This window comes from Streptococcus parasanguinis (genome assembly GCF_047465465.1).
GTDB classification, from domain to species: Bacteria; Bacillota; Bacilli; order Lactobacillales; family Streptococcaceae; genus Streptococcus; species Streptococcus parasanguinis_AI.
Window position 1 is genome coordinate 424,066 of sequence record NZ_JASGZU010000001.1, and the last position, 19,782, is coordinate 443,847.

At 41.5% G+C, this 19,782-nt stretch carries 17 protein-coding genes, 3 tRNA genes and 1 pseudogene; 15 read left to right on the top strand and 6 right to left on the bottom strand.

Annotated elements, in window-relative coordinates; all coding sequences use genetic code 11:
* Nucleotides 1–67 precede the first annotated feature (67 nt).
* On the bottom strand, nt 68–712 hold the full coding sequence (gene plsY / locus QM351_RS02205; RefSeq protein ID WP_414326381.1) for a glycerol-3-phosphate 1-O-acyltransferase PlsY: 645 nt from the start codon (nt 710–712) through the stop codon (nt 68–70).
* 187 nt (nt 713–899) lie between these two features.
* On the opposite strand from plsY, the gene parE reads away from it, so the two are divergent.
* The 11 genes and pseudogenes from parE (at nt 900) to QM351_RS02260 (ending at nt 11,485) form a co-directional block, all read left to right on the top strand.
* Nucleotides 900–2,849, top strand: a complete 1,950-nt coding sequence (gene parE, locus QM351_RS02210; protein WP_414326382.1) for a DNA topoisomerase IV subunit B — start codon at nt 900–902, stop codon at nt 2,847–2,849.
* A gap of 13 nt (nt 2,850–2,862) precedes the next feature.
* Nucleotides 2,863–4,092, top strand: a complete 1,230-nt coding sequence (locus QM351_RS02215; protein WP_414326384.1) for a hypothetical protein — start codon at nt 2,863–2,865, stop codon at nt 4,090–4,092.
* A 72-nt stretch (nt 4,093–4,164) separates the two neighbouring features.
* A complete protein-coding gene (locus QM351_RS02220; protein WP_414326386.1) occupies nt 4,165–4,983 on the top strand; it encodes an aminoglycoside 6-adenylyltransferase in 819 nt (272 codons plus the stop codon).
* Nucleotides 4,984–5,170: 187 nt separating this feature from the next.
* Entirely contained in the window at nt 5,171–7,624 is a 2,454-nt protein-coding gene (gene parC, locus QM351_RS02225) for a DNA topoisomerase IV subunit A (RefSeq protein ID WP_414326387.1), read from the top strand.
* 162 nt (nt 7,625–7,786) lie between these two features.
* Nucleotides 7,787–8,815: pseudogene (locus QM351_RS02230) on the top strand (branched-chain amino acid aminotransferase); the annotation flags it as partial.
* A gap of 236 nt (nt 8,816–9,051) precedes the next feature.
* A complete protein-coding gene (locus QM351_RS02235; protein ID WP_049473022.1) occupies nt 9,052–9,282 on the top strand; it encodes a DUF2969 domain-containing protein in 231 nt (76 codons plus the stop codon).
* A gap of 52 nt (nt 9,283–9,334) precedes the next feature.
* Nucleotides 9,335–9,415, top strand: a tRNA-Tyr gene (locus QM351_RS02240).
* Nucleotides 9,416–9,424: 9 nt separating this feature from the next.
* Nucleotides 9,425–9,496, top strand: a tRNA-Gln gene (locus QM351_RS02245).
* Between the two features lie 168 nt (nt 9,497–9,664).
* Nucleotides 9,665–10,864 carry a 30S ribosomal protein S1 gene (rpsA, locus tag QM351_RS02250; RefSeq protein ID WP_003011990.1) on the top strand — a complete coding sequence of 400 codons (1,200 nt, stop codon included), beginning with the start codon at nt 9,665–9,667 and terminating at the stop codon, nt 10,862–10,864.
* A gap of 76 nt (nt 10,865–10,940) precedes the next feature.
* Nucleotides 10,941–11,012 (top strand) — tRNA-Arg (locus QM351_RS02255).
* 56 nt (nt 11,013–11,068) lie between these two features.
* Nucleotides 11,069–11,485, top strand: coding sequence for an NUDIX hydrolase (locus QM351_RS02260; protein WP_045759394.1), 417 nt, complete (start codon nt 11,069–11,071; stop codon nt 11,483–11,485).
* Between the two features lie 44 nt (nt 11,486–11,529).
* Here the strand turns inward: QM351_RS02260 and QM351_RS02265 are convergent, their stop codons facing one another.
* Nucleotides 11,530–12,516: an L-lactate dehydrogenase gene (locus QM351_RS02265; protein ID WP_021153137.1), complete on the bottom strand. Its 987-nt coding sequence runs from the start codon at nt 12,514–12,516 to the stop codon at nt 11,530–11,532.
* Nucleotides 12,517–12,714: 198 nt separating this feature from the next.
* Here QM351_RS02265 and gyrA point away from each other — a divergent pair, with 198 nt between their 5' ends.
* The 4 genes from gyrA (at nt 12,715) to radC (ending at nt 17,114) form a co-directional block, all read left to right on the top strand.
* Complete coding sequence (gyrA, locus tag QM351_RS02270; RefSeq protein ID WP_254728079.1) at nt 12,715–15,171, top strand: DNA gyrase subunit A; 2,457 nt, start codon at nt 12,715–12,717, stop codon at nt 15,169–15,171.
* A 13-nt stretch (nt 15,172–15,184) separates the two neighbouring features.
* Nucleotides 15,185–15,928: a class A sortase gene (locus tag QM351_RS02275; protein WP_014713268.1), complete on the top strand. Its 744-nt coding sequence runs from the start codon at nt 15,185–15,187 to the stop codon at nt 15,926–15,928.
* A 169-nt stretch (nt 15,929–16,097) separates the two neighbouring features.
* Complete coding sequence (locus tag QM351_RS02280) at nt 16,098–16,376, top strand: hypothetical protein (protein WP_003003299.1); 279 nt, start codon at nt 16,098–16,100, stop codon at nt 16,374–16,376.
* Nucleotides 16,377–16,430: 54 nt separating this feature from the next.
* Nucleotides 16,431–17,114: a RadC family protein gene (radC, locus tag QM351_RS02285; protein WP_045759397.1), complete on the top strand. Its 684-nt coding sequence runs from the start codon at nt 16,431–16,433 to the stop codon at nt 17,112–17,114.
* A gap of 202 nt (nt 17,115–17,316) precedes the next feature.
* Here radC and QM351_RS02290 read toward each other — a convergent pair whose 3' ends face one another.
* The 4 genes from QM351_RS02290 to QM351_RS02305 form a co-directional block, all read right to left on the bottom strand.
* Nucleotides 17,317–17,964, bottom strand: coding sequence for a redox-sensing transcriptional repressor Rex (locus QM351_RS02290; RefSeq protein WP_031576289.1), 648 nt, complete (start codon nt 17,962–17,964; stop codon nt 17,317–17,319).
* Nucleotides 17,965–18,093: 129 nt separating this feature from the next.
* Complete coding sequence (locus QM351_RS02295; RefSeq protein WP_129824812.1) at nt 18,094–18,309, bottom strand: DUF4649 family protein; 216 nt, start codon at nt 18,307–18,309, stop codon at nt 18,094–18,096.
* A gap of 1 nt (nt 18,310) precedes the next feature.
* On the bottom strand, nt 18,311–18,658 hold the full coding sequence (locus QM351_RS02300; protein WP_009730974.1) for a DUF1831 domain-containing protein: 348 nt from the start codon (nt 18,656–18,658) through the stop codon (nt 18,311–18,313).
* A gap of 9 nt (nt 18,659–18,667) precedes the next feature.
* Entirely contained in the window at nt 18,668–19,780 is a 1,113-nt protein-coding gene (locus tag QM351_RS02305) for a cysteine desulfurase family protein (RefSeq protein ID WP_118228207.1), read from the bottom strand.
* Between the last annotated feature and the right edge of the window lie 2 nt (nt 19,781–19,782).

Here is a 19,782-nt window from a genome sequence, read left to right on the forward strand (position 1 = left end):
GAGACTCATATTTGCTTTCTTCCAGAGATCTTCTATTTAATGAACATAAAAAACTAGAGCATGCGCTCTAGTTTTTTGGTTGTTGATGGGTGATGTTCTTTCCCCAAGGGATGAGATTTTCTTTTTTCTCTTTGATCCGTTGGATATTGTCCTTGTGACGAAGAATGATCAAGGTTGCTAGGGCCAAGACAATGATTGTAAAAAGCGGATCATAGCTGTTCAAGATCCATCCAGTCAAAGGAAGAAGGAGAACCGAAAGAATGGCGAGTAGCGCAACAGTAACACTCGAAAACGAAATCATACTGGTTAAATACAGGCTGGCTACAAAATAAACAGCTAAAATGAGTAGCAGGATAGGCGAGAAACCAAGTAAGACACCAGCACTCGTCGCCACTGCTTTTCCACCCTTGAATCCAGCAAAAACTGGGAAAGTGTGCCCCAATACAGCTAAGAGACCAAAGACCATCGGCGAGATCCCCTGAATTCCAAAGAAAGTCGGAAGGAGGACGGCCAGTGTCCCTTTTAAGAAATCAATCGCAAAGACAATGATTCCAGCTTTTTTTCCTAAGATCCGGAAGGTATTGGTTGTTCCTGTATTGCCTGATCCATGTTCTCGTAAATTAATATTAAAAAAGACTTTTCCAATCCATAATCCCGAAGGAATGGAGCCTAACAGATAGGCTAAGATTAAAACACTTATTTCTTTTATCATACTCTCATTATATCAAAAAGCCATCGATAGAAAAAGCAATTTCTGGAGTTCAAGTGTGACATCTGAAGAAAGTGTCCAGCCAACATTTTGTACTGGGAAATAGAAATCTCCATATAGAGAGAAAAAATTTTGCAAAATTTCCTAAAAAACTGTAATATAGAAAAGATGAACAAACAGGAGGTTCCTTGTGGCAAAAAAGGAAATCAATATTAATAATTATAATGACGATGCCATTCAGGTACTAGAAGGGTTGGATGCGGTCCGTAAACGTCCAGGGATGTATATCGGATCGACCGACGGAAATGGCTTGCATCACATGGTCTGGGAGATCGTGGATAATGCGGTCGATGAAGCCTTGTCTGGCTTTGGCTCACAAATCGATGTCACGATTAATAAAGATGGCTCTCTATCGGTAGAAGATCAGGGACGTGGAATGCCGACCGGGATGCATGCTATGGGTAAACCAACCGTTGAGGTGATCTTTACGGTTCTCCACGCCGGAGGGAAGTTTGGTCAAGGAGGCTATAAGACATCTGGAGGTCTTCACGGAGTGGGATCTTCTGTCGTCAATGCCCTTTCTAGCTGGCTAGAGGTAGAAATTACTCGTGATGGAGCTGTCTACAGGCAACGTTTTGAAGATGGGGGAAAACCAGTTACGACCCTTGAAAAGATCGGCTCCGCTCCCAAGTCAAAGACAGGGACTAAGGTCACCTTCATGCCAGATCCAACCATTTTTTCAACGACAGATTTCAAATTCAATACCATTGCTGAGCGAATCAAAGAATCAGCCTTCTTGCTGAAGGACGTGACGCTGACGCTGACCGATCTCCGCAAGGAAGAAGATAACCATGTGGCCTTTCACTATGAAAATGGTGTCCAAGATTTCGTAGAGTACTTGAACGAAGACAAGGAAACTTTGACACCTGTTCTTTACTTTAGTGGCGAATCAGATGGTTTTCAGGTGGAAGTGGCCATGCAATACAATGATGGCTACTCAGATAATATCTTGTCCTTCGTTAATAATGTCCGCACCAAAGATGGGGGAACCCACGAGACGGGTCTGAAGACAGCCATTACCAAGGCTATGAACGACTATGCAAGAAAGACAGGGCTCCTCAAAGAAAAAGACAAGAATCTGGAAGGATCAGACTACCGCGAAGGTTTGTCTGCTGTTCTTTCGATCTTGGTTCCAGAAGCTCATTTGCAGTTTGAAGGACAAACCAAAGACAAATTAGGAAGTCCCTTGGCTCGTCCAGTTGTCGATAGCATTGTTTCTGATAAATTGACCTTCTTCCTCATGGAAAATGGAGAATTGGCTTCTAATCTCATTCGTAAGGCTATTAAAGCCCGGGATGCGCGTGAAGCCGCTCGAAAAGCGCGGGATGAGAGTCGAAATGGCAAGAAGAACAAGAAGGACAAGGGACTCTTATCTGGTAAATTGACGCCAGCCCAGTCCAAGAATCCTGCCAAGAACGAACTCTATCTAGTCGAAGGAGACTCAGCCGGTGGTTCTGCTAAGCAAGGTCGGGACCGCAAGTTCCAAGCCATCCTTCCGCTTCGAGGGAAGGTTCTCAATACTGAGAAGGCCAATATGAGTGACATCCTCAAAAACGAGGAAATCAACACCATGATCTACACCATCGGTGCTGGAGTCGGGGCTGACTTTACGATTGAAGATGCCAACTATGACAAGATTATCATCATGACCGATGCGGATACAGATGGAGCCCATATTCAGACCCTGCTCCTAACTTTCTTTTACCGGTATATGCGCCCCTTGGTTGAAGCAGGACGTGTCTATATCGCCATGCCTCCTCTTTACAAGATGTCTAAAGGCAAAGGGAAGAAAGAAGAAGTGGCTTATGCCTGGACAGACAGTGAATTGGAAGACCTACGTCGGACCTTTGGTCGTGGGGCAACCCTCCAACGTTATAAAGGGTTGGGGGAGATGAATGCGGATCAGCTTTGGGAAACAACTATGAACCCAGAAACCCGCACCTTGATCCGTGTCACCATTGATGACTTGGCGCGTGCAGAACGCCGTGTCTCCGTCCTAATGGGAGATAAGGCTGCACCACGACGTCAATGGATTGAAGACAATGTTAAGTTTACCTTGGAAGAAACGACAGCGTTTTAAGAGAGAAAAACATATGGATAAACAAAAAATTATATCTTTTTTCTTTGATTTTTTAGGGATAGATTTGGACAAGCTTCTAGAGGGATTAGGGGTAGTTGGATACCTTAAACGAAAAAAAATTAAAAAGGCTGTAAACGATTTTGACAAATATATATTGGAGAGACATGGAGACAATCCTTGCTATGAGGGTATAGCTAAATTCTGGAAGGAAAACCAAGTTTCTGAAGAGCTTATAAAAATTCAATATAACTCGAATAGTAAATATAAAGATTATGAAGAATTTAAAACTTATTTAAATAAGTTATATGATGACAAAGAAGATATAGATAAGGATTTATCTATTAGTCTTATGGATGAGCTTTATCAACAATTAATAAAAACAATTCAAGAAACCTCGCAATTTTCACAAGCAGACATAGCTACTTTACGAACTATCAATTCACTTACACATGCTCAAATTGATGGTTTTGAAAATAACATTGATGAATTGACAAACCAAAATGATAATGTAAAAATAAATAATTGTGAAAGAATCATACAATCAGCTAAAAGTTTAGACATTGAAATTGATGTAAAAAAAGGTGTACCAGAAATTACTAATCGAAATGAGATTCAACAACTAATTGTGAAATATATTACTGATGATTTAGAAGATATACCTATCCATGTTCAGTATAAAGAACTAGTTCAACTAGAAAGTAAATTAACTGAATCAGAAAGAAGTAAGTTAGCTGATAGGGAAATAATTTCCTTAAATCGAAAAGTGAAAGAGTTAAAAATGGAGTGTGAAACAGTAGAACGCTGTATAAAACTTTATCTTGACTCTAGACTTGAGTATTCTTGCTTCAAAATAAACAGTATAGATGAGTTTGAAAGATTTGTTAGGAATGTGACACTTCTTTCAAAACACCAAAATACTGTTAAAGAAGGAAAGAGATATATTTGTCTTCCCGTAGATGTAAATGGAGAAGATGGAAGTCAATTCTGGTTTTCTATTGAAAAAAGCACGGAGGAGTTTCTTAAAGAAAATTTCAACGAACAAATGTTACATCTACAACAAGGTTTTTCTGCTCAAGGAGTTGAACTTTATGTTAGAGAAATTTGTAAGTATGAGAAAATCAATATTCTATCTAATTTCATATTTTTTATCGATGAAAAGATATTAAAAGAAGGACAGGATAAAATAAAAGGACAGGATGATAAGTATTTTAGGTTGTGTAATTATGTAATTTCTCCAAGTTAATGTATTAATCATTAAAGAGTAGCAAACTTTTGAATTTAATTATTATTAGACTGTATTAGAATAGGTATTTCCATGAAATCTGAAATTAAGATAGTTAATAAAATTTTGCAGATCTCAAAAAATCTAAGTATTTCAGCAATTGCTTTATCCGGCTCGCGGGCCGATATCCACTCTCTAAGAGATGAGTTTCAAGATTATGATGTAGTCTATATTGTTGAGAATCTGAACGATTTGTTATCTGATTTATCTTGGCTAGACCAGTTTGGAATGCGTCTGATTGAACAGCACAATGTCCTTGGACACCGTCGTCTGTATCTCATGCTTTTTGAAGATGGGAATCGTATTGATTTAACCCTCTGCCCCAAGGAGTATATCCAAGAGTGGGTGGACAGCGAAGCAAATTTTGAAGTTATAAAAGACGACAAAGGCTTGTTTGACTCTTACATTCCTAGTCCGAAGCGCTACTGGACCTGTCCGCCTATCGAAGAAGAATTTGCAGCCTCCTGCAATGAATTTTGGTGGGTATCGACTTATGTCGTCAAGGCCATTCGAAGAAATCAGCTCATCTATGCGACCGATCACCTCTATGGCATTTGCCAGCAAGAACTCCTTAAGATCTTGGCTTGGAAGGTAGCAAGCGATAAGGGAGCAGTTGATATCGGGAAAAACTACAAGTATCTCTTTCACTATTTGACTGTTCAGAAGGAGCAGGAGTTCTCAGCTTTGCTAGATCTATTTAGTTTAGAGAAGGTCAGCCAGTCCTTGTTTGCTACCATGAATATTTTTGATCGAGAAGCGCAAAGCCTGGCCCAAAAGATGGGATTTGACTATGATCTGAAAGTGGCTGAGAAGATGATGGCTTATGCTGAAGAGAAACTTTCTAATCATTGATTCAATAATCTATTTTAAATACTTTAAACTACAGAAAGGATAGTTTAGTTACTTGGTGTGACTGAATTCCTTTTTCTACAAAAGACTACTCAACATTCTTTGAAAGGAGTTGAACACGCCCTGAGTGCTGTGTGAAAAAGATAAATTTCTAATTTTCACTTTGTATTTTACGGGCTTTGTATCCTATATGAGTAATATCCAGAATATGTCCTTGGAGGACATCATGGGGGAGCGCTTTGGTCGCTACTCCAAATACATTATTCAAGAACGGGCTCTTCCTGATATTCGGGATGGCTTGAAACCTGTTCAACGGCGGATTCTTTATTCTATGAATAAGGACGGCAATACCCATGACAAGGGCTACCGTAAGTCTGCCAAGTCTGTCGGGAACATCATGGGGAATTTTCACCCTCACGGGGACAGTTCCATCTATGATGCCATGGTCCGCATGTCTCAAGACTGGAAGAACCGCGAGATCCTAGTTGAAATGCATGGAAACAATGGTTCCATGGACGGTGATCCGCCAGCGGCCATGCGTTATACCGAGGCGCGTTTGTCTGAAATTGCTGGCTATCTTTTGCAAGATATCGAAAAGAACACAGTGCCATTTGCCTGGAACTTTGACGATACAGAAAAAGAGCCAACTGTTTTGCCGGCAGCTTTTCCAAACCTTTTGGTCAATGGAGCTACAGGGATTTCAGCTGGTTACGCAACAGATATTCCACCACATAACCTCGCTGAAGTCATCGATGCAGTGGTCTACATGATTGACCATCCATCTGCCAAGGTAGACAAACTCATGGAGTTTTTACCTGGACCTGATTTTCCAACGGGTGCCATTATCCAAGGACGGGATGAGATCAAGAAAGCCTATGAAACCGGTAAGGGCCGTGTGGTTGTCCGCTCTAAAACTGAGATTGAGCAGCTCAAAGGCGGTAAGCAGCAAATCGTGGTTACCGAGATCCCTTATGAGATCAACAAGGCAGTCTTGGTCAAGAAGATCGACGATGTCCGTGTTAACAACAAGGTGGCCGGTATTGCGGAAGTCCGGGATGAGTCTGACCGAGATGGTCTTCGCATTGCCATTGAGCTCAAAAAAGATGCCAATGCAGACTTGATCTTGAATTACTTGTTCAAGTATACAGACCTGCAGGTCAATTACAACTTCAATATGGTGGCGATTGACAATTATACCCCTCGTCAAGTGGGGATCGTACCGATTCTCTCTAGCTACATTGCTCACCGTCGGGATATTATTGTCGCTCGCTCGCGCTTTGATAAGGAAAAGGCAGAACGACGCCTCCACATCGTAGAGGGCTTGATCCGCGTCATTTCTATCCTCGATGAAGTCATCGCCTTGATCCGGGCTTCTGATAATAAGGCAGATGCTAAAGAAAACCTCAAGGTCAGCTACGATTTCACGGAAGAACAAGCAGAAGCTATTGTTACCTTGCAATTGTACCGCTTGACCAATACGGATATCGTCACCTTGGAAGAAGAGCATGCCAGTCTCAAGGAGCAAATCGCGACTTTGGCAGCCATCATTGGGGATGAACGGACCATGTTCAACCTCATGAAGAAGGAGTTGCGTGAAGTCAAGAAGCTCTTTGGTAATCCGCGTCGTAGTGAATTGCAAGACACTGCTAAAACGATCGAGATTGATACAGCCAGTCTCATTGTTGAAGAGGAAACCTTCGTCAGTGTAACCCGTGCGGGTTACATTAAACGGACCTCGCCTCGTTCTTTCAATGCCTCAACACTGGAAGAAGTCGGTAAGCGAGACGATGACGAGTTGATTTTCGTAGAGCCTGCTAAGACCACTCAGCATCTCTTACTTTTTACCAACTTGGGGAATGCCATTTATCGACCAATTCACGAATTGACAGATACCAAGTGGAAGGATATCGGAGAGCACCTCAGTCAGACCTTGACCAATTTTGAGCAAGAGGAAGAAATTCTCTTTGCGGAGATTGTGGATCGGTTTGAGGGAGTAACCTACTTTGCGGCAACTCAACAAGGACAAATCAAGCGCTTTGAACGCAAGGAATTGAGCCCATGGCGGACTTATCGTTCTAAATCGACTAAGTATGCTAAGCTAAAAGACCAAGACGACCGTATCGTAGCAGTTGCGCCAGTTGTCCTTGAAGACATCATGATTATTACCAAAAATGGGTATGGGTTGCGCTTCAATATTGAGGAGGTCCCTGTCGTAGGAGCCAAAGCAGCAGGGGTCAAAGCCATTAACCTGAAAGACGGAGATCAAGTTGCTGCCGCCTTTAAGTCAACGACTCCAAGCATGTACATTCTGACTCAACGAGGCAGTCTCAAACGGATGTCTCAGGACGATATTCCTGTGACCAGTCGGGCTAAACGGGGACTACAGGTCTTGCGTGAGTTGAAAAATAAACCACATCGCGTCTTCAAGGCAGGTCCAGTCTTCACGGACCAGGGAGATTTTGATCTCTTTACGAGCCAAGAAGAAGTAGCAAGGCAAGATCAAATCCTTCAGATCACTTCCACAACAGGTCAGGTGACAGAAGTTGATTTGACACAATTAAGCATTTCTGAAAGAACAAGCAATGGATCCTTTGTTAACGATACCATTTCGGATCAAGAAGTTTTTTCAGCCACTATCAAATAAAAGAAGGGGTCGGTCCATTCTAGGACTGACTTTCTTTAAAAATAAATTTTCTGAAAATTGAAAATATCACTTGAAATTCTCATGAAATGGTGTACAATAGTTTACATAGATTGAGAAACTAAATGGACCTGAACCAGGTCAAAAAGAAAAAATTTAAGGAGCACGATCATGACAGTATCACTTGATTGGGAAAACCTTGGCTTTTCATATATGAAATTACCCTATCGTTATTTGGCGTATTATCGCAATGGAGCTTGGGAAAAGGGAGAATTGACAGAAGATGCGACCTTGCATTTGTCCGAATCCTCTCCAAGTTTGCATTACGGTCAGCAAGCCTTTGAAGGGTTGAAAGCCTACCGTACAAAAGATGGAAGCATCCAATTGTTCCGTCCAGATCAAAACGCCAAACGTTTGCAACGCACGGCGGATCGTTTGCTGATGCCTCAAGTACCTGTTGACATGTTTGTGGATGCTTGTAAGGCAGTGGTAAAAGCCAATGAAGAGTACGTTCCACCATATGGTACAGGGGCAACACTTTATCTTCGTCCACTTTTGATTGGGGTTGGTGATATTATCGGCGTGCATCCAGCAGATGAGTATATCTTTACCATCTTTGCCATGCCTGTCGGTAACTACTTTAAAGGTGGTCTGGTTCCAACTAACTTCTTGATTCAAGATGAGTATGACCGTGCTGCACCACATGGTACAGGGGCTGCTAAAGTTGGTGGAAACTATGCAGCTAGTATGTTACCAGGGAAGATTGCCCATGATCGTAACTTCTCAGACGTGATTTACCTTGATCCAGCGACTCACACCAAGATTGAAGAAGTTGGTTCTGCAAACTTCTTTGGTATCACTGCTAATAACGAATTTGTGACGCCATTGAGCCCTTCTATCTTGCCATCTATTACTAAGTACTCTTTGCTTTACCTAGCAGAACACCGTCTTGGTATGACACCTATTGAAGGGGATGTCTTTATTAATGACTTGGATCGCTTTGTGGAAGCAGGAGCTTGTGGTACCGCAGCTGTGATCTCTCCAATCGGAGGTGTTCAACACGGGGATGACTTCCATGTTTTCTATTCTGAAACAGAAGTAGGACCTGTCACACGGAAACTCTATGACGAGTTGACCGGTATCCAATTTGGCGATGTCGAAGCACCAGAAGGATGGATTGTCAAAGTCGATTAAACCGAAAGCATCTGAGATCAAAGTGTCCAGGCTTCAATGAGAACAAGTCTTAACGAAAAGACGCAGTAGCTAATGTTTCTCTTCATTCGCTTTTAGGAATAGAAGGGTGACGAATGACTCTTGCGGGGGTGGGATAAAGAAGGAATTTCTAACTAAATTCTTTCTGACCCACTCCCTTTTCTCTTGCGTCATCAAGAGAATTTTTGTAAAATAGAAAAAGTGAAAAGAGGGTTGAAATGAGTAAAAAAGATAAGAAAATTGAGATTCAAATCGTTGATAGTAAAGTAACCGTCGGGAAAGACACTTTTGATGGATTCACTTTGTCCATTGGAAAGAAAACGATTGGTGAAATTGCAGACATGTCTGGTCAATTTGCCATTATCAAAAATGGAAATGTGGATTCTCTTTACAAAAAACTTGAAAAAGCCGTTGAAATTTTAATAGAAAATTATAATTTGAATAAATAAGGGCTTGCAATCATAGTAAATCAATGGTATAATAGATCCTGTTGATTTATATGGAGAGATAGCGAAGAGGCTAAACGCGGCGGACTGTAAATCCGCTCCTTCGGGTTCGGGGGTTCGAATCCCTCTCTCTCCATTTCATCCATGGGGTATAGCCAAGCGGTAAGGCAAGGGACTTTGACTCCCTCATGCGTTGGTTCGAATCCAGCTACCCCAGTTCTTAGGTAATATCAGATAAGTGATAAAATATCTATCCAGGTATTTTATTTCTTTATAGGATGAGTCGTTAAAGATTGTAGTTGATCTCATTGCGAGTGCTTGCTTAGGAAAAATAATTATAAGTATGTCAAGTTTTAGAAAACTTGATTGTTGGAGGATTTTTTAGATGAATGAATTTGAAGATTTGCTAAACAGTGTTAGCCAAGTTGAACCAGGTGACGTTGTTACTGCTGAAGTATTGACAGTTGACGCGAACCAAGCTAACGTTGCAATCTCTGGAACTGGTGTCGAAGGTGTCTTGACTCTTCGCGAATTGACAAACGATCGTGATGCTGACATCAACGACTTGGTAAAACCAGGTGAAACACTTGAATTGCTTGTTCTTCGTCAAGTAGTTGGTAAAGATACTGATACAGTAACTTACCTTGTATCTAAAAAACGTTTGGAAGCTCGCAAAGCATGGGACAAATTGGTTGGACGTGAAGAAGAAGTTGTTACTGTTAAAGGAACTCGCGCTGTTAAGGGCGGACTTTCAGTAGAATTTGAAGGACTTCGTGGATTTATTCCAGCTTCAATGCTTGATACTCGTTTTGTACGTAACACTGAACGTTTCGTAGGTCAAGAATTTGATGCTAAAATCAAAGAAGTAGATCCAAAAGAAAACCGCTTTATCCTTTCACGTCGTGAAGTTGTTGAAGCTGAATCAGCTGCAGCACGCGCAGAAGTATTTGGTAAATTGAACGTTGGTGATGTTGTAACTGGTAAAGTTGCACGTATCACAAGCTTCGGTGCCTTCATCGACCTTGGTGGTGTTGATGGATTGGTTCACTTGACAGAATTGTCACACGAACGCAACGTATCACCTAAATCAGTAGTAACTGTTGGTGAAGAAATCCAAGTGAAAGTTCTTGACTTGAACGAAGAAGAAGGTCGTGTATCACTTTCATTGAAAGCTACAACACCTGGACCTTGGGATGGCGTAGAACAAAAATTGGCTGCTGGTGATGTTATCGAAGGAACTGTTAAACGTTTGACTGACTTCGGTGCATTCGTTGAAGTATTGCCAGGTATCGACGGACTTGTACACATCTCACAAATTTCACACAAACGTGTTGAAAATCCAAAAGATGTTCTTAAAGTTGGACAAGAAGTAACTGTTAAAGTTCTTGAAGTAAATGCTGCAGATGAACGTGTATCACTTTCTATCAAAGCTCTTGAAGAACGTCCAGCTCAAGAAGAAGGCGAAAAACAAGAAAAACGTCAATCTCGCCCACGTCGTCCAAAACAAGAAAAACGCGACTTTGATCTTCCAGAAACTCAAACTGGATTCTCAATGGCTGACTTGTTTGGCGATATCGAATTGTAATATTCAAAAAGCTTACCTCTCGGTAAGCTTTTTTTACTTGTAAAATTCTCGAGAATTTGATATACTGTAACAGTTGCCACCCTTAGTGTAATGGATATCACGTAAGATTCCGGTTCTTGAGATGGGGGTTCGATTCCCTCAGGGTGGATGATTCATAACGAGGCTCCTCGGAGTCTTTTTTGCTCTTTCTTGGAGGAACATGCAATGACAGTAAAATTAATCGCCCATACCTTGATTGAGAAAGACGGGAAGTATCTGCTTATCAAACGCTCGAAAATAAAGCGAGGTCTCCCTAATGTCTATCCATCTTATTGGGATATTCCAGGTGGAAGTGTAGAAGAGAATGAATTGCCCAGAGAGGCTGCTCTACGTGAGGCTATTGAGGAGGTTAATCAAAAGCTTCGGATTAATAAGATTATCCACGAAGATAGTCAATTTGATGCCAGCAAAGATACTGTCTTTACACGCCTAGTTTATGCTGGCGAGATTTTGGAAGAGCGTGATTTTATATTAGATCCAGAAGAGCATACAGACTTTAAATGGATTTCTTCTTTGAAAGACATAGAGAGCAATCTCGTTGTGCCTTATTTGCTTGAAATCCTTGCTGACAAATCCAAATAAAGCAGCTAAAAAACATCCCCTTTTAATAAGGAGATGTTTTTTTCTTAGTTTTTAGAAGCTTCTTGGAATTCAGGGTTTTTCCATGCTTCATCAATGATTGCTTGCAATTCATCAGCAGAAGCTTTCATTTTTTGTTGTTCGGCATCGTTCAATGGGATGTTCACTGGACGTACAATACCGTGTGCACCTACGATGGCAGGTTGACCGATAAAGACGTTGCTAACACCATATTGACCTTCTTGGAATACAGAAAGTGGAAGTACTGCATTTTCATCATCAAGGATTGCTTTAGTGATACGAGCAAGGGCAACAGCGATACCGTAGTATGTAGCACCTTTTTTGTTGATGATGGTGTAAGCAGCATCACGAACACCTTCGAACAATTCGATCAATTCAGTTTCTTGAACGTTTTGAGTGTCTTTAAGGAATTCTTCAAGGTTTACACCAGCGATGTTAGCGTGTGACCATACAGCGAATTCTGAGTCTCCATGTTCACCCATGATGTAGGCGTGCACTGAACGAGCATCAACGTCCAATTTTTCAGCAAGTGCTTGACGGAAACGAGCTGAGTCAAGAGAAGTACCAGAACCGATAACGCGTTCTTTAGGGAATCCTGAGAATTTCCATGTAGAGTATGTCAAAACGTCAACTGGGTTAGCAGCTACAAGGAAGATACCGTTAAATCCTGATTCAATAACTTGTGTTACGATTGATTTGTTAATGGCAAGGTTTTTACCAACAAGATCAAGGCGAGTTTCACCTGGTTTTTGAGGAGCACCTGCAGTAATTACAACAAGGTCAGCATCCGCACAGTCAGCGTACTCAGCCGCATAGATCTTCTTAGGTGAAGTGAAGGCAAGGGCGTGGCTAAGGTCAAGCGCATCTCCGACAGCTTTTTCGTGCAATTGAGGAATTTCGATAATTCCAAGCTCTTGTGCAATTCCTTGGTTGACAAGTGCAAATGCATAAGATGAACCTACGGCACCGTCACCGACAAGGATAACTTTTTTGTGTTGTTTAGTCAAATCCATGAGTCTAAACGTCTCCTTCATTTTTTTTTGAGATAGATTCTCATACGACTTCATTCTACCACTTTTGAAAGTCTTTGTCATCTGAAACAGTATGAATCCTTGATGTAAACGTTTTTACGTTTGTGTTCCTAAGAAGAAAAATAGGCTAAAATGTGTTATAATAGTATGGTGAATTAAGTAAAGAGAGGCATTTTTTGAATGCAGGATAATAATCTAATTGATGTGAATTTAACATCAGAAATGAAGACGAGTTTTATCGATTATGCCATGAGTGTTATCGTAGCTCGTGCCCTCCCTGATGTTCGGGATGGTTTAAAACCCGTTCACCGTCGTATTTTGTATGGTATGAATGAATTGGGTGTTACGCCAGATAAACCACATAAGAAGTCAGCCCGTATCACAGGGGATGTTATGGGTAAATACCACCCACACGGGGATTCCTCTATTTATGAAGCCATGGTTCGGATGGCGCAATGGTGGAGCTATCGCTATATGCTAGTGGACGGCCATGGGAACTTTGGTTCTATGGACGGAGATGGGGCCGCTGCACAACGGTATACCGAAGCCCGTATGAGCAAGATCGCACTTGAGATGTTGCGGGATATCAATAAGAATACAGTTGATTTTGCAGATAACTATGATGCCAGTGAGCGGGAGCCCATGGTGCTACCAGCACGCTTCCCTAACCTTCTTGTGAATGGAGCTACAGGGATTGCCGTTGGGATGGCAACCAATATTCCTCCACACAATTTGGGAGAAACCATTGATGCAGTGAAGCTGATGATGGACAATCCTGAAGTGACCACTCGTGAACTCATGGAAGTGCTGCCTGGTCCAGATTTTCCAACCGGAGCCTTGGTCATGGGGAAATCAGGTATTCATAAGGCCTATGAAACAGGGAAAGGTTCAATTGTTCTTCGTTCTCGTACAGAGATTGAAGTAACCAAGAGTGGCCGTGAACGGATTGTTGTCACTGAGTTCCCTTATATGGTCAATAAAACCAAGGTGCACGAGCACATCGTTCGCTTGGTGCAAGAAAAACGGATCGAAGGGATTACAGCTGTACGTGATGAATCAAACCGTGAAGGGGTTCGTTTTGTGATTGAGGTCCGCCGAGATGCTTCGGCTAACGTTATTTTGAACAACCTCTTTAAGATGACACAAATGCAAACCAATTTTGGTTTCAATATGTTGGCGATCCAAAATGGTGTTCCAAAGATTCTTTCTCTTCGACAAATTTTAGGGGCTTATATTGAGCACCAGAAAGAAGTGGTGACTCGACGGACCATCTTTGATAAAGAAAAAGCGGAAGCACGTGCCCATATCTTAGAAGGTTTGCTCATTGCCTTGGATCACATCGATGAAGTGATCCGGATCATCCGCAATAGCCGGACAGACGCTGAAGCACAAGCTGAATTGATGGCTAAATTCAAGCTCTCTGAACGTCAAAGCCAAGCCATTTTGGACATGCGTCTTCGTCGTTTGACCGGTTTGGAACGAGACAAGATCCAAAGTGAATACGATGATTTGGTTGCCTTGATTGCTGATTTGGCTGATATTTTGGCGAAACCAGAACGTGTGGCGACCATCATCAAGGAAGAATTGGAAGAAGTCAAACGCAAGTTTGGCGATGCTCGCCGAACTGAGTTGATGATCGGAGAAGTCCTTTCTCTTGAAGATGAGGACTTGATTGAAGAAACAGATGTCTTGATCACCCTTTCTAACAAAGGCTACATCAAACGTTTGGATCAAGCGGAATTTACCGCTCAAAAACGTGGTGGACGTGGGGTCCAAGGAACTGGTGTCAAAGATGATGACTTTGTCCGTGAACTGGTCTCTACGAGCACCCATGATCATTTGCTCTTCTTTACCAATAAAGGGCGTGTCTATCGTCTGAAAGGTTATGAGATTCCAGAATATGGCCGGACAGCTAAAGGATTACCAATCGTCAACCTCTTAAAATTGGACGAAGGTGAATCGATTCAAACCATTATCAATGTGGAGCAAGACCGCAGTGATAAAGCTTATCTCTTCTTTACGACGCGACAAGGTTTGGTCAAGCGGACCAATGTAGCTGAATTTTCAAATATTCGTCAGAACGGTCTCAAAGCTCTGAATCTGCGCGATGAGGATGAATTGATCAATGTCTTCCTTACAGATGGCAATGCTGACGTCATTATCGGTACCAAGTATGGTTATTCTGTCCGCTTTAATGAGGCTGTAGTTCGGAATATGGGACGCTCTGCCACAGGTGTACGTGGTGTGAATCTCCGCGAAGGAGACAAGGTTGTTGGGGCTAGCGTCGTTACGGATCAAGATGAAGTATTGATCATCACTGAAAAAGGGTATGGTAAGCGGACAATGGCTAGCGAATACCCAACCAAAGGCCGTGGCGGTAAAGGAATCAAGACAGCCAATATCACAGAGAAAAATGGTCCCTTAGCTGGTCTTTTAACCGTTAAAGGGGATGAAGATCTGATGATCATTACCGATACCGGAGTCATGATCCGTACAAGTGTTGAAAATATCTCTCAAACGGGTCGTTCAACTCAGGGTGTGAAAGTCATGAGACTGGATCAGGATGCGAAAATTGTGACCTTTACAACAGTCCAGCCCGATGAAAAAGATGAAGAAGTAGTGGAAGAAAACGAATAGATAAGGGGACAGCATGTCACGCAAAAGAAAAAAGAAAAAGAGTTTACGCAATACTCTTATCAATATCGTTGCAACACTTTTGATTATTCTCTCGCTTCTCTTGATTTTCAATGCTCCGATCCGAAACATGATTATGGTTTGGCATACCAACCAATACCAGGTTAGCAAGGTCGATAAAAAAACCATTGATAAGAATAAAGAAGTGAAGACGAGCTTTGATTTCCAACATGTCCAGTCACTCTCGACGGAAGCCGTCATCAATGCCCAATGGCAAGCTCAAAAGCTACCAGTAATTGGGGGGATTTCGATTCCTGAATTAAACATGAACCTTCCGATCTTTAAGGGGCTTGAAAATGTAGCCCTCTACTACGGAGCAGGGACCATGAAGGAAAACCAAGTCATGGGGCAAGGCAATTATTCTCTTGCTAGCCACCATGTATTTGGCCTAACTGGAGCAAATGCCATGTTATTCTCACCATTAGAGAAAGCCAAGGCGGGAATGAAGATCTACATCACGGACAAAGAAAAAATCTATACTTATGTCATCTCGTCAGTTGAGACAGTGACTCCAGATCGTGTAGATGTCATTCAAGATCGTGAAGGCGTTAATGAGATCACTTTAGTGACCTGTGAGGATGCTGCAGCGACTTACCGTACGATTGTAAAAGGAAATTTGGAAACCTCTGTTGACTATGACAAGGCTCCAAAAGACATCCTGGATTCATTCAGCAAGTCTTATAATCAAATGCAACTTTAAGAAAATAAAGCCCGAGACAGAAATGTCTGGGCCTTTTCTATGTAGGAGGCTGGGAGAAATTCTTGTAAAATTGTAAGAGATTGGTAATATAATGTAAGGAACTTGTCATAATATTAAGGGAAAATCAGTATATAATAAAGGGGAAAGAGTATGATAAGGAGGTAGAATAGTGACGAAAGAGCGAATTTACCATCTCTTGCATCATTTCTATAATCTCTTAGTAAACGATTTTCCACGAAATGGTTTAATTACGAAAGGAATCTACGAAGTAGAGCAGGTCTACCAAGCTTTAGAGGCCATTCCTCAGAGCCAGGAGTACTTGATTCGCTGTGAAATTCAACAGTTTTTAAAAGAGCTTGAACAAGTTCAAACAGGTTACCAGATCCGCTTTAATAAAGATGAAGTCTTAGTGTTAGATGACTTGAAACAAGAAATCGCCTGTAAATAATGAAAGGTTGTCGTTTTCTTCATTTATTACGAATTAATAAGTGAGGAGGAAATTATGTACGACATATCATTTATTGAACCATCTTTGCTTCCTAGAGAACGTTTGGTTTCTGAAGGGGTAGATAAGCTGAGTCATCAAGAATTGCTATCCATTCTCTTACGGACAGGCAATAAGAAAAAAAGCGTTTATGAGATTGCACAAGGTCTTTTGAGTTCGGTTAATAGTTTAAAGGAGTTAAGTCAATTAACCCTAGAGGAGCTACAGGAAATCTCTGGCATTGGCCGAGTGAAGGCAATCGAACTTCAGGCTGTGATTGAGTTTGGACGAAGGATTCATAAAGATGAATTAATGAGTTCTGAACAGATTATGAGCAGCCAGAAATTGGCCCATAAAATTCAACAGGAAATCGGCCATAAGAAACAGGAACACCTGGTTGCCCTCTATTTGAATACGCAGAATGAAATTATTCATCAACAGACCATTTTTATTGGAACGGTGAATCGAAGTATTGCGGAGCCGCGTGAAATCCTGCATTATGCACTAAAGCACATGGCAACCTCTATCATCTTGGCTCACAATCATCCATCTGGTGCCGTATTTCCCAGTAAAAATGATGATGAAGTAACGCAACGAGTTTTAGAGGCCTGTGAAGTGATGGGTTTAACCCTATTGGATCACTTGATTGTATCTGAAGAAAACTATTATAGTTACCGTGAAGAGACAGATTATTTGGTATAAAAAAGAGAGTGGGACAGAAATCAGTAATTCGTTAGAATTCGATTTCGTCGTCCCACCTCCGCACAGTTGAGTAGGGCTGTAAAAGCTGATGAAATCAGCGTAGTAGAGCCCACTCAACCACTGCGTCTTGCTCGACAATCCAAAAATAATTGAGAGGCTAGGACTTTTGTCCCAGCCTCTTTTCTTGTTAATGTATAAGTCTTTATTCTTCATTTTTACGCATGAAATAAAGAAGTGTCTGTAATTCACTAGTAAGGTCGACATATTGGACGACGACATCCTTAGGGACTGTCAGATGCACTGGTGAGAAGCTAAGGATTCCCTTGACCCCAGCGTCTACCAAAAGGCTAGCCACTTCTTGAGCCTTGACGCTTGGAACAGTTAGGATGGCTGTTTGAATGCCTTCTTGTTTGAGCTTTTCTTTGATGGAGGAAATACCGTAAATAGGAATTCCATCCTTACTTTTGGTATTAATCAGTTCATGATCATCTACATCAAACGCCATGACAATTTTCATCTTATTGCGTTCATGGAAGCGATAGTTGAGAAGCGCACTTCCCATATTTCCGATCCCCACAATAGCGACATTGGTAATGGCATTGTCATTTAAGAGATCCGCAAAGAAGTTCATCAGTTTTTTTACGTCATAACCAAATCCCCGTCTTCCTAATTCACCAAAATAAGAGAAATCTCGGCGAACAGTAGCAGAGTCAATCCCAATTGCATCAGCAATTTGCTTGGAATTGGCGCGTTCTATTTTTTCAGAGTTAAAGCGTTTAAAAATGCGGTAGTAGAGCGATAAGCGTTTTGCTGTTGCGCGTGGAATTGGAGTATTTTTATCATGTTTCACAATATCACAACCTTTCCCTCTTATTGTATAGGAAGATTGTGAAAAAATCAACTATCTAGAGCGGTTTTTCAAAAATATTTTTGTCTAAAGAAAAAGCTGATGGCGATAGAGAGTTCCATCAGCATCAGCTTAGTTTTCAGCTTGTTCTACCTTTTTCAAAAAAGCATAGAGTCCATCGACTCGCCCTGTATAGGGGAGCTTTTGACCCTTGTATTCAATGGATACGATTGAGTAAGAGTCAGGCAAGGTTACACAGCCTGAAAAAGCTAGAATACAGGCTGCAAGGTCGGGATAAGTAGTCGTTCGTTCTACTTGGTAAGCATCGATATAAGTTAGGGTTACCATATTAGGCCTCTGTTTTGTTGAAAATTTCTCTTTCGACAAGACTATCCATTAAGAAATAGAATTTTTGTTGGATAATGTCATTTTCTGGATTTTTAAAGATATTAACCAGGCGAAGCCCAGACTTGTCTGTAATATTGATCTTAAAACCTGTCAAATCTTTATTGAAAATGATTTTAAGTAGGAAGCCTTCGCCGCTATTTGGAACGGCCTCGAGCAAACGATTTAACTCGTAATTTCCAACTTTTGTAACAGCGAATGTATTGTCACGTAAGGTATATTTTTTAACATTTGGGTGTAGACTATAGGTATATTTGCAGTCTTTCAATGAAACACTTGTTTCAAAAGCCATATTGTTCTCCTATGATAAAATTTCTTTAAGTTTTGAGAGGAAGTCTTGAACCTCCTCTACGGTATTGAGTTCTGAAAAACTAATTCGAAGGGATTCTTTTAGGCGTGAGCTATCTTTTCCATAGAGTGCCTCAAGGACATGGCTGGGTTGAACTGTACCAGCGGTACAAGCAGAACCTGTAGAGACAGAAATTCCAGCAAGATCGAGTCGCATCAATAAAACGTCATTTTGGACACCCGGAAAGCCAAGATTCCAAACAAATGGAAGATGATCGTCATTCGCATTTACGTAGTAGTCGTAGTCTGTTAAACCATTAACTAGTTCTTGGCCAAGTTTTTGAACCTGGTTGAAATTTTCTTCTTGGTGAAGTGTAGCTTGCTGAAGCGCGGTTGCCATCCCGACAATAGAAATGAGATTTTCCGTGCTGGCTCTCATCTTACTTTCCTGATCCCCACCATGGATGAGATTATCAAAATCTGGGACGGCTGCATAAAGGAAGCCGACTCCCTTTGGTCCGTGGAATTTGTGGGCAGAAGCACTGAGAAAATCAATTCCCAACTCTTCGGGATAGACAGGGACCTTTCCGATTGCTTGGACCGCATCAACGTGAAAGGCAGATGGATGATCTTTTAAGAGTTCTCCGATTTCTTTAATCGGTAGAAGATCGCCTGTCTCGTTATTGGCAAACATGGTAGAGACAAGAATGGTATCCGGTCTAAGAGCCGCCTTGATATCAATAGCCTGAATGCGTCCATCTCTTGGTTGGACGATCGTCACTTCAAATCCGAAACGTTCTACAAGATATTCGATGGGTTCAAGAACCGCATGGTGTTCCAAAGCGGTCGTAATGATGTGTTTGCCATCTGTTTGGTGTTTCAAGCAGTAGCCTTTTATAACAGTATTATTACTTTCTGATCCACCTGAGGTGAAAAAAATCCGATTTGGAAGAGTATGGAGGGACTGAGCAATCTGCTCGCGAGACTCTCGAAGGAGTTTACTAGCCATCCGTCCATGAGCATGAAGGCTCGATGGATTTCCAAAAGTGGTCTTCATAGTTTCAGACATTTTATCAATGACTTCAGGTAGAAGGGGAGTTGTTGCGGCATTATCAAAATATATCACAT